This is a genomic window from Flavitalea sp., assembly GCF_035489435.1.
Classification (GTDB): domain Bacteria; phylum Bacteroidota; class Bacteroidia; order Chitinophagales; family Chitinophagaceae; genus DATHKG01.
Genome location: NZ_DATHKG010000176.1, coordinates 1 through 9,630, shown reverse-complemented (window position 1 = coordinate 9,630; position 9,630 = coordinate 1). Strand labels below are relative to the sequence as shown.

The 9,630-nt window shown below is 42.7% G+C and carries 9 protein-coding genes; 2 read left to right on the top strand and 7 right to left on the bottom strand.

Annotation, left to right across the window (positions count from 1 at the left end; translation table 11 throughout):
- Window positions 1–1,726: cation:proton antiporter domain-containing protein (locus VK664_RS27815; RefSeq protein WP_461402002.1), on the top strand; the 1,726-nt coding region annotated here is incomplete at its 5' end.
- A gap of 3 nt (window positions 1,727–1,729) precedes the next feature.
- On the opposite strand, the gene VK664_RS27810 is transcribed toward VK664_RS27815, so the two are convergent.
- From VK664_RS27810 to VK664_RS27795, 4 genes are all read right to left on the bottom strand, one after another.
- On the bottom strand, window positions 1,730–2,626 hold the full coding sequence (locus tag VK664_RS27810) for an alpha/beta hydrolase (protein ID WP_461402001.1): 897 nt from the start codon (window positions 2,624–2,626) through the stop codon (window positions 1,730–1,732).
- Window positions 2,627–2,682: 56 nt separating this feature from the next.
- On the bottom strand, window positions 2,683–3,732 hold the full coding sequence (gene queA / locus VK664_RS27805) for a tRNA preQ1(34) S-adenosylmethionine ribosyltransferase-isomerase QueA (protein WP_461402000.1): 1,050 nt from the start codon (window positions 3,730–3,732) through the stop codon (window positions 2,683–2,685).
- A 219-nt stretch (window positions 3,733–3,951) separates the two neighbouring features.
- Entirely contained in the window at window positions 3,952–5,736 is a 1,785-nt protein-coding gene (locus tag VK664_RS27800; RefSeq protein ID WP_461401999.1) for an ABC transporter ATP-binding protein, read from the bottom strand.
- 17 nt (window positions 5,737–5,753) lie between these two features.
- Entirely contained in the window at window positions 5,754–6,524 is a 771-nt protein-coding gene (locus tag VK664_RS27795) for an AMP nucleosidase (RefSeq protein ID WP_461401998.1), read from the bottom strand.
- Between the two features lie 86 nt (window positions 6,525–6,610).
- Between VK664_RS27795 and VK664_RS27790 the strand changes: the two genes are divergently transcribed.
- The gene (locus tag VK664_RS27790) at window positions 6,611–7,060 is read left to right on the top strand and encodes a type I restriction enzyme HsdR N-terminal domain-containing protein (RefSeq protein ID WP_461401997.1); all 450 of its coding nucleotides are present in this window, start codon (window positions 6,611–6,613) and stop codon (window positions 7,058–7,060) included.
- 14 nt (window positions 7,061–7,074) lie between these two features.
- Here VK664_RS27790 and VK664_RS27785 read toward each other — a convergent pair whose 3' ends face one another.
- The 3 genes from VK664_RS27785 to VK664_RS27775 all read right to left on the bottom strand — a co-directional run bounded on the left by VK664_RS27785 (window position 7,075) and on the right by VK664_RS27775 (window position 9,501).
- The gene (locus VK664_RS27785) at window positions 7,075–7,749 is read right to left on the bottom strand and encodes a DUF4272 domain-containing protein (RefSeq protein WP_461401996.1); all 675 of its coding nucleotides are present in this window, start codon (window positions 7,747–7,749) and stop codon (window positions 7,075–7,077) included.
- 101 nt (window positions 7,750–7,850) lie between these two features.
- Window positions 7,851–9,260, bottom strand: a complete 1,410-nt coding sequence (locus VK664_RS27780; protein WP_461401995.1) for a Glu/Leu/Phe/Val family dehydrogenase — start codon at window positions 9,258–9,260, stop codon at window positions 7,851–7,853.
- 25 nt (window positions 9,261–9,285) lie between these two features.
- On the bottom strand, window positions 9,286–9,501 hold the full coding sequence (locus VK664_RS27775) for a CcmD family protein (protein WP_461401994.1): 216 nt from the start codon (window positions 9,499–9,501) through the stop codon (window positions 9,286–9,288).
- Between the last annotated feature and the right edge of the window lie 129 nt (window positions 9,502–9,630).

Below are 9,630 nucleotides of genomic sequence, written 5' to 3'. Positions count from 1 at the left end.
CGGGCAGGAAATGCTGCTATCAATAGCGAAACTCACCTTTTATCTTGTATTATGGTTCGTAGCCGGAATCTTTTTCCTGCCCTCATTCCTGAAAATGGTGAAAAAATATTTAAACGATGAAACACTGCTTGTTACTTCACTTGCCCTATGCCTGCTTATGGTTTACCTGGCTACCAGGGCTGGGTTTTCTCCGGCTCTTGGTGCGTTTATAATTGGTTCAATCCTGGCAGAAACAACGCAGGCCGAAAGGATAGAACACCTCGTCAAATCTGTTAAAGATCTTTTTGGTGCAGTGTTTTTTGTATCAGTCGGCATGCTCATTGATCCGCAAATGTTAATCAACTATGCGGGTCCTGTATTACTTATCAGTTTTATTACTATTGCTGGCAAACTGATCAGCACTACCATAGGTTCCATCATCGCGGGGCAGGGACTTAAGACTTCTGTGCAGGCCGGAATGAGCCTTTCGCCTATCGGTGAGTTCTCTTTTATTATTGCTGCTCTTGGGGTCACATTAAATGTGACCAGCAATTTTTTATATCCAATCGCTGTAGCAGTATCAGCAGTAACAGCATTTGCGACACCCTTTCTTATAAGGTATTCAGATCCTTTTTACCGGTGGACCGATCGCGTGCTTCCGGCCAATGTAAAATCAGCCATCATACGTTATGGCTCGGGTTCTCAAAACATACAGGTGGCAACTGACTGGCAAAAATTATTGAGGGCAAAGTTTTATAATATCATACTGCATTCGACCATCATAATATCAATTATAGTGTTGTCTTCAAACTACCTGATTGATGCTATGCATGAAAAGCTCAACTGGAGCGGATGGGCGAACCAGCTGGCAGCAGTAATAACACTTCTTGTTTTATTGCCATTTCTTTGGGCCCTTGCAATAAAAAAAGTGTACACCGAGGAAACGTTCAGGGTCTGGTCCGAAAAACGGTACAGGGGATCAATGATTTTATTACAGATTTTCCGTATTCTGCTGGCTATATTTTTTATTGGGTTTTTCCTGGATCGTTTTGTTTCCCAGGAACTGGCTTATATAATGGTTATTGGGTTGATAGTTGTTTTATTCTTTTTCTCAAAAAGGATACAGGCTTTTTATTTCCGTCTTGAGAACCGGTTCCTGGCGAATCTTAATGACAGGGAAACGGAACAGGTCTTATCAACCGAACCCGATCTCGCACCCTGGGATGCGCATATGGCAAACTTTGAAATAAAACCAGAATCAAGCATCGCAGGCCAGTCCTTGTTGAGTCTTGGCTGGCGTGAACAATTTGGAATAAATGTGGCAATCATTGAAAGGGGAGAACATCGGATCACCGTTCCCGGCAGGCATGAAGTTATATATCCATATGATAACCTGGCAGTAATAGGAACCGACGAACAGATCGAGAAGTTTAACCAGTATCTTGATTTCATTAATACGAGCACACATATAACCAAAACAAAAACACAGGTTACACTTGAGCGTATAACCATCGGCCAGGATTCACCTTTTTTAAATCTTACGATCCGGAATTCGGGTATCCGGGAAAAAACGCACGGACTCGTGGTAGGCATCGAACAAAACAATGAAAGAATACTTAACCCGGAATCGGATTATATTTTTAAAGAAGATGATGTTGTTTGGATTGTGGGTAACAGGTTGAGGATACTTGCCGTTCAAAAAACAGATCAAAGGATAGAACTAAAGCTTGATCACAAATCCGTTTAAGCTTTATTTTGCATGTATCCACTTCTCAATAAGATCCATCCACTTCACATTGCTCGTCGGATTATTCATGCCAAAACCATGACCGCCTGCTTCGTACAGGTATACTTCTACCGGCACCTTATGTCTTTTTAGTTGCTCTGCAAAAACAGTACTGTTTGCAAATGGAACTCCTTTGTCATCTTTTGCATGGATAAGAAAAGTTCGTGGAGTCTTATCTGTTACATGCAGTTCATTTGAATATTCTTTTACCAGTTTATCATCTGCATCTTTTCCAAGGAGATTGTTTCTTGAACCGCGGTGACCAATACTATCACTAAAACTGATTACCGGGTATACCAGAATCATAAAATCGGGTCTGAGGGAAGTTCTGTTAGGATTTGAGATATAAGCTTTTTGAAAGTGTGTGCCGGCAGTTGAGGCAAGATGGCCCCCGGCAGAGAAACCCATAATCCCGATTTTATTTGGTTTGATATTCCACCTGGTAGCGTTTTCCCTTACCAGCTGAATAGCACGCTGGGCATCCTGTAATGGACCTATTTTCTTATCAACCATTATACTGTCGTCTGGCAGGCGGTATTTAACAACAAAGGCAGCAATGCCCATTTCATTAAAGCGTTTAGCCACATCGTATCCTTCATGGTCAATAGCCAGTATACCATATCCACCACCCGGATAAATGATTACTGCTTCACCGGTAGCAGATTCTTGGGCTGGCAGATAAATGCTGATACCCGGGTTTCTTACTTTACTTACACGTTCAATTCCACCCGTAGTTTCAGATTTCTCGCGATCGGGGCCGGCAATAGAATTGGGAACACTATCGGAATATAAGGCCATAAAGTCTTGCGCAATTACTGGCAGGGCAGAGATAAACATGCAGAAAAGTAATATGTATTTCATCCGTTTATTATTAAACCAAAATTCCCCTCCGGTTAAGAAGGGGAATTGATATAAAGTTAGATAACCAGCATGGCATCTCCATAACTGAAGAATCGATATTTGTCTTTGATCGCTTTTTTATAAGCTTCCATTGCGAGATCATATCCGGCAAAAGCACAAACCATGATCAGCAAACTTGTTTTTGGTAAATGCAGATTTGTAACCAATGAATCTGCAATATTGAAATTATAAGGTGGGTGAATAAAAATATTCGTCCAGCCTTCTGATGGTTTCATTAGTTTTTCTGCAGTATAGGAAGATTCAAGGGCACGCATGGTTGTTGTTCCTATAGAACAGATCCTGTGATTGCCGGTAATCGCTTTGTTTACGATTTTACAGGCATTGTCTTCTATCCGGTAGTATTCAGCATCCATCTTATGTTTGCTCAGATCTTCCACTTCAATCGGCCTGAAAGTTCCGAGGCCGGTATGCAGTGTTACTTCTGCAAAGCGGATACCTTTAATTTCAAGTCTTTTGATCAATTCAATACTGAAATGCAGACCTGCTGTTGGTGCAGCAACTGCTCCTTCGTGTTTTGCATAAACAGTCTGGAACCTTTCCTTGTCTTCTGCTTCGGGTTTACGTTTGATATATTTTGGCAATGGTGTTTCACCCAGGATTTCGAGCATCTGGCGAAACTCTTCATCGGTTCCATCCCATAAAAAACGAATGGTACGGCCACGGGATGTTGTGTTATCAATAACTTCTGCAACCAGCTCGTCATTTTCACCGAAATAAAGCTTATTTCCAACACGTATTTTACGAGCCGGATCAACTATCACATCCCAAAGCCTGTTGGGTTTATTTAATTCTCGTAAAAGGAAAACTTCAATTTTTGCCCCTGTTTTTTCTTTACGGCCATACATACGCGCCGGGAAAACCTTGGTATTGTTGACAACAAAAACATCTTTGTCATCAAAATATTCCATTATGTCTTTGAACGTCCTGTTTTCAATCTGGCCGGTTTTGCGATGGACAACCATCATTCGGGCGTCTTCACGTTTTTTTGCAGGATGCTGAGCGATTAGATTCAAGGGTAGATCGAAACGGAACTGAGAAAGTTTCATGTAAAAGTTTAGTTTAAATATTGCCTGTCGTCATGATATGAAACCGCGGGAGCAGTGGAATGGGAAGATCGGTCGGATCCGATACAAACCAGGTCTTACGGCACCAGGTTTAATATCATGTTTGTTTAAATTTCAAGCGGGCGAAGGTAATATTTTTTTTGGAAACCATAAAATAAAGTCTTAAGGAGTTAAACCGCTGATCAACAAGCTTTCCAGTGCTTAAATACCGGGAATAGAATCAATAAGTTTGCGGGTATATTCTGAAACTGGCCTGTGATACACATCTTCACTCTGCCCGATTTCTTCGATCCGGCCTTTATTCATCACCATAATACGATCACTAATATATCTGACAACACCAAGATCGTGAGAAATAAAGACAATGGTAAAGCCAAACTCTTTTTTAAGGTCATTCAGCAGGTTCAGTACCTGTGCCTGGACGCTAACGTCAAGAGCCGATACAGACTCATCACAGACCAGGAAGGAGGGATTCATAGCCAGTGCCCGGGCGATGACAATACGCTGCCTTTGGCCTCCTGAGAACTCGTGCGGGTAGCGGGCAAAATGTTCAGGTTGCAGATTCACTTTTTCGAGCAATTCCAGCACCCTGGCTTTTCTCTCTGCGCTTTGTTTTACAATCCCCTGTACTTTGAGCGGTTCTGCAATAGCGCTTCCTATGGTTATCCGGGGATTTAATGAAGAATAAGGATCCTGGAAAACAATTTGGAGATCCCGGCGCATGGAGCGCATAGTGTCCGGATCCAGCGTTGCTATATCCTGATTTTTGTAATGTATATGCCCTGAGTTGGGTTTAATAAGCCGCAATAAAGTTCTGCCAAGCGTTGTTTTGCCACAACCCGATTCGCCGACAAGGCCCAGCGTTTCGCCTTCAAAAATTTCAAAACTAACGTCCTGTACCGCCTTGATATATTGTTTCGGTTTGCCAAACATTGTTCTGCCCGATGGGAACCAGACATTGATATCCTCTGCTTTCATTAATACCCTTCGTGGAACTACGAGATCGTTGTTAGCAGCTTCTATTTTGACGGATACATAAGAATCGGATATTCCGGTAGCAGATCCGATTGAACCTGCTGTACCGGTATCAGTACTGATATCGGTAAGTTTGAGTGAAGGCAGTGCCTCAATAGTCCCGTTCATGAAATCGGCAACCACGGGTAATCTTAGCCCTTTGGGATGCAATACCGGCCGGCAACTCAATAACCCACGCGTATAAGGATGTTCAGGATGGCTGAAAATATCTTTTACGGTTCCCTGTTCAACGATCGAGCCTTTGTACATTACAATGGCACGATCAGCAACTTCTGCAACCACACCCAGGTCATGGGTTATAAAGATTACACCCATTTTTTCAGTCGCCTGGAGTTCTCTGATCAACCGTAGTATCGTTTTCTGTACGGTAACATCAAGCGCAGTGGTGGGTTCATCACAGATCAGTAATGAAGGCTCACAACTCATGGCCATTGCTATCATGACCCGCTGCTTCTGGCCACCACTTAGCTGGTGCGGGTACCTGTGAAACATGGAAGCCGGGTCAGGTAATTTTACTTTTTCAAATAGCCTGATGGTTTTCTCCATTGCCGGTTTGCGTGACAACTTCTGGTGCAGCATAATAGCTTCAATCACCTGGTCGCCACAAGTAAAGACTGGATTCAGTGAACTCATAGGTTCCTGGAAAATCATGGCAATTTCATTTCCTCTCAACGCTCTTAACTCTTTTAGAGGGAGATTAAGCAGGTTTAAGGAACTGATTCCATCGGCCGAAAACAATATTTCGCCTTTTGGATATGCGGCCGGGGGAGTTGGTAATAGTTGCAGTATTGATAAAGATGTAACTGACTTGCCCGAACCGGATTCACCAACAATAGCAACAATTTCACCTCTTTCAACTTCGAAATTAATATTGCTGACCGCCGTTGTTTTGCCAAGCGCTGAATTGAAATCAACCTGGAGGTCCCTGATTTTTAACAAGGGTTCTGACATTAATGATACTTTATTGATTAAAAGCGCAGATGCCTAACCGTTAGTCCTTCATTGATCAGTTGTTTCAGTGAATCAATGCCTATCCTTAAATGTCTTTCAACATAGTCAGCTGTAATTTTTTTATCACTTTCTTCTGTCTTAACGCCTTCAGGTGTCATTGGCTGATCACTGACAAGCAGGAGAGCCCCTGTTGGAATTTTATTATGAAATCCAACAGTAAAAATTGTTGCAGACTCCATATCGATTGCGTATGCTCTTATTTTCTGTAAATATTCTTTGAATTCCACATCGTGCTCCCATACCCTCCGGTTGGTCGTGTAAACAGTACCAGTCCAATAATCGACTCCATAGTCCCGGATTGTAGTTGAAACCGCTTTCTGCAGTGCGAAAGCAGGCAAGGCCGGCACCTCTGCCGGGAAATAATCGCCCGAGGTTCCTTCACCCCTGATTGCCGCGATTGGCAAAATAAGATCACCCAGTTTATTCCGTTTTTTTAGTCCGCCGCATTTGCCCAGGAATAGTGCTGCTTTTGGTGCTACTGCGGTCAACAGATCCATTATAGTTGCAGCAGTCGGGCTTCCCATACCAAAATTGATAATCGTAATATCACCTGCAGTTGCGCACATCATAGGTCTTCCTTCACCAACGACCTTTACATCGTTCCATTCAGCAAACATGTAAACATAATTACTGAAGTTAGTTAACAGGATGTATTTGCCAAAGTTCTCCAGTATCTCACCAGTGTAACGCGGTAGCCAGTTTTCGACTATCTCTTCTTTTGTTTTCATCCGATCAATTTTGTTTTTTTTGTTCCCGTCCCAAAGCATCAATACCGGATCAAATAATTTTCGATCACATAACTATCTTTGAGCACATGATAAAGATAATGTATCCTCCATATTCATATAAGATTAAAGAGGAGCTGGGAAAGGAACTGATTTTTGACCCTTCGCGTAAAATATGGTTAAGGCTGACCCCTGAAGAGTGGGTGCGGCAGAACTTCATTCAATACCTTTTACAAACGATGTTTTATCCGGGCTCACTTATCGCCATTGAAAAAGAATTACAGCTCGGCGACCTGAAAAAACGATTTGATATCCTGGTTTACGACAATAATCATCTGCCATGGATGATGGTAGAATGCAAATCGATGGATGTTCCACTGGATGAAAAAGTGTTAGCGCAGGTACTCAGGTATCATATTGCCATACCGGTTCCATTCCTGGTCATAACAAATGGCTCCTATTGTGCTGCCTTTGAAAAAGTGAACGGAACCTTATCTCAATTGGAAGTTTTACCTGTTTATCTTCAACCCGGGATCTGAGGGATCTGAAGGGATTACTCTTCTCCGTTGAAAAGTTCAATCAACTGGTCCCATTCAAGATCATCAGGATTCAACAGCCATTCAAGTACCAGGTAACGTTGATGGGCTGCAGCGCTATGAACATTGGAAGTATTTTCCTTGTCTGTTTTTTTGATATGTTTAAAATATAATGCTGCCATTTTATAGAACAGGTATTCATCATGAATGGAGGTAATGCGCTCAAAACCTGCGTCCTCAAAAAGATCATCAGTTTCTGCTAACACCGGGGGAACATTTGCAAAAAAATCACCCACAAGTTCCAGGTCACATTCAGAGGAAGGATCAGGATATACTTCAACCCTGCCAAGAACCCAGGCAAGCATATATGCACCTTCGAATTGAAAAGACAATTTTGCTTTTTCTTCATCAGTTGTTTCATGCTCCCGGAAAAAGAACTTTTCATTTTCGCTGGCCGCCTGCCATAAATCTTCTTTTTTTAACCAGTCCGCAATTTTATCTGCCTCTGCAGAATTACTTGCACAGAAAGCAACCGACAATAGTATCAGCATCCGGGCTGCTGCCTCTTCCGGTTCCTTGATAGCTTCGGTGATGTTTTCAGGAATGGCCGTCAGCGGCACATCCTGGATGCCATAAGCGATCATTCGTTGCCTGAGCTTGTCCCACCTGGTTTTGGATATCGACTTTGACATAATTGGTTCTTAAAAACAGTGAGTTTCTGATAAAGCCATGATCATTAAAAATGAAACCGCGGCAAGCGCGGTTTCTATTTGTACAATAATCTAATAAGTAATCAAGGGAAAATCCCAAGTTCAGCATAACTGGTTCCAACCTTGTTGATCGCAACAACATAAGCGGCAGTGCGCATGTCAGGAATTTTATCATTCGCATGCCAGGCATCCATAATCTCACGTGTTGCGCCAATCATTGTTTCTTCAAGCCCGCTTCTTACCAGGTCAACTTCGTCAGCACCATGAATGATCAGTTCGCGGTCCTTCTGGGTTACTTTTTTTCCTGTCAGATCTTCCATCTGGCCAAGGATCTTTGTATTAAGATCTTCTGTAAATCTTTTTTCCATGCGGCCGTAACGTACATGGCTAAGGTTTTTCAGCCATTCAAAATAGGAAACTGTTACCCCACCTGCATTAAGATACATATCCGGAACAACAAGAATTCCTCTTCTTATAAACTCTTCATCAGCCTCCGGTGTTAACGGACCGTTTGCAGCTTCACCAATAATTTTTGCTTTGATACGGGGCGCATTTTCACCGGTGATCACGGCTTCAAGCGCTGCCGGGATCAGGATATCGCATTCCATTTCCAGCGCATCAGTATTTTTATTGAAGTTGTTTGCACCGGCAAAACCAAGAATTGACCCGGTCTTCCTGCGATGTTCAACAACAGCATCTACATCAAGCCCGTTTTCATTGGAAATTGCGCCTTCCCATTCGGCCAGTCCCACGATAATCGCTCCATGGTCCTGGAAGAATTTTGCAGTATGATAACCAACGTTACCCAATCCCTGTACAACAATTCTCTTGCCTTCCACTCCAACGGTGAGGCCTAAACGCTCCATAATTTCTGTCATCTTACAAACTTCACGGAGTCCGTAAAAAACACCGAGACCGGTAGCTTCCTTTCTGCCCCGAACTCCACCCTGGGATACAGGTTTACCGGTAACACAACCCTGGGCATCGATTTCACCGGGGCGCATACTCTGGTAAGTATCAACGATCCAGGCCATCTCGCGTTCTCCTGTGCCATAGTCCGGAGCTGGTACATCAATACCAGGACCAATAAAGTTCTTTTTAATAAGTTCTGATGTATATCTTCTGGTGATTTTTTCGAGTTCGTAAGCGGAATATTTTTTAGGGTCGATGGTGATTCCTCCTTTTGCGCCGGCGAATGGAACATTTACAATAGCACATTTGTAAGTCATCAATGCTGCGAGTGCCATTACTTCATCCAGGTTTACGCTCATGGAAAACCTGATACCGCCTTTGCAGGGAAGTTTGTGATGCGAATGCTGAACACGGTAAGCTTTAATTACTTCAATCTTATCTCCAACCTTAACAGGGAAATGCATACGATAAACTGCATTGCATTGTTTTATCTGCTCAAGGATACCGGGATCCCAGTTGGTGAACTGCGCTGCTTTTTCAAAGCTCTTTTCGACAGCGCCGAAAAAACTGTAATCTGACATACTAACTTATTTATGGTTTACAATCTTAGGCATTTTTCTTCTCCAGTCTTGTTATCTTTCTGTCAAGACGAATGACATAAAGAAATAACCCAATCAATATGGTCACCACAACGGCAACTACCACATAAATTTTCCCTTCAGACCGCATACCGGTTGCGGGTTCATTGGAGGGCACTGTATCCTGGGCAAAAACAAAACTGTTGATGAGTAACAACAGGAAGGAATAGATATATTTTTTCATTTTACGGCGAGGTATTCGGTTTTTTGTTTGTTGGTCCCTTGTTTCCCGGCCCACTCTGATTGCTTTTCTTCAAGCATGACGGTTCTCACTTTCAGTGTAGAGATCCAGACACCGAGAAGCGTCCATCCC

Excerpts from the sequence above, each read along its gene's own strand:
- VK664_RS27780 (WP_461401995.1), bottom strand. The coding sequence starts at position 9,260 with ATGTCAGATTACAGTTTTTTCGGCGCTGTCGAAAAGAGCTTTGAAAAA.
- VK664_RS27785 (WP_461401996.1), bottom strand. The coding sequence starts at position 7,749 with ATGTCAAAGTCGATATCCAAAACCAGGTGGGACAAGCTCAGGCAACGA.
- VK664_RS27800 (WP_461401999.1), bottom strand. The coding sequence starts at position 5,736 with ATGTCAGAACCCTTGTTAAAAATCAGGGACCTCCAGGTTGATTTCAAT.
- VK664_RS27775 (WP_461401994.1), bottom strand. The coding sequence starts at position 9,501 with ATGAAAAAATATATCTATTCCTTCCTGTTGTTACTCATCAACAGTTTT.
- VK664_RS27810 (WP_461402001.1), bottom strand. The coding sequence starts at position 2,626 with ATGAAATACATATTACTTTTCTGCATGTTTATCTCTGCCCTGCCAGTA.
- queA (WP_461402000.1), bottom strand. The coding sequence starts at position 3,732 with ATGAAACTTTCTCAGTTCCGTTTCGATCTACCCTTGAATCTAATCGCT.
- VK664_RS27795 (WP_461401998.1), bottom strand. The coding sequence starts at position 6,524 with ATGAAAACAAAAGAAGAGATAGTCGAAAACTGGCTACCGCGTTACACT.
- VK664_RS27790 (WP_461401997.1), top strand. The coding sequence starts at position 6,611 with ATGATAAAGATAATGTATCCTCCATATTCATATAAGATTAAAGAGGAG.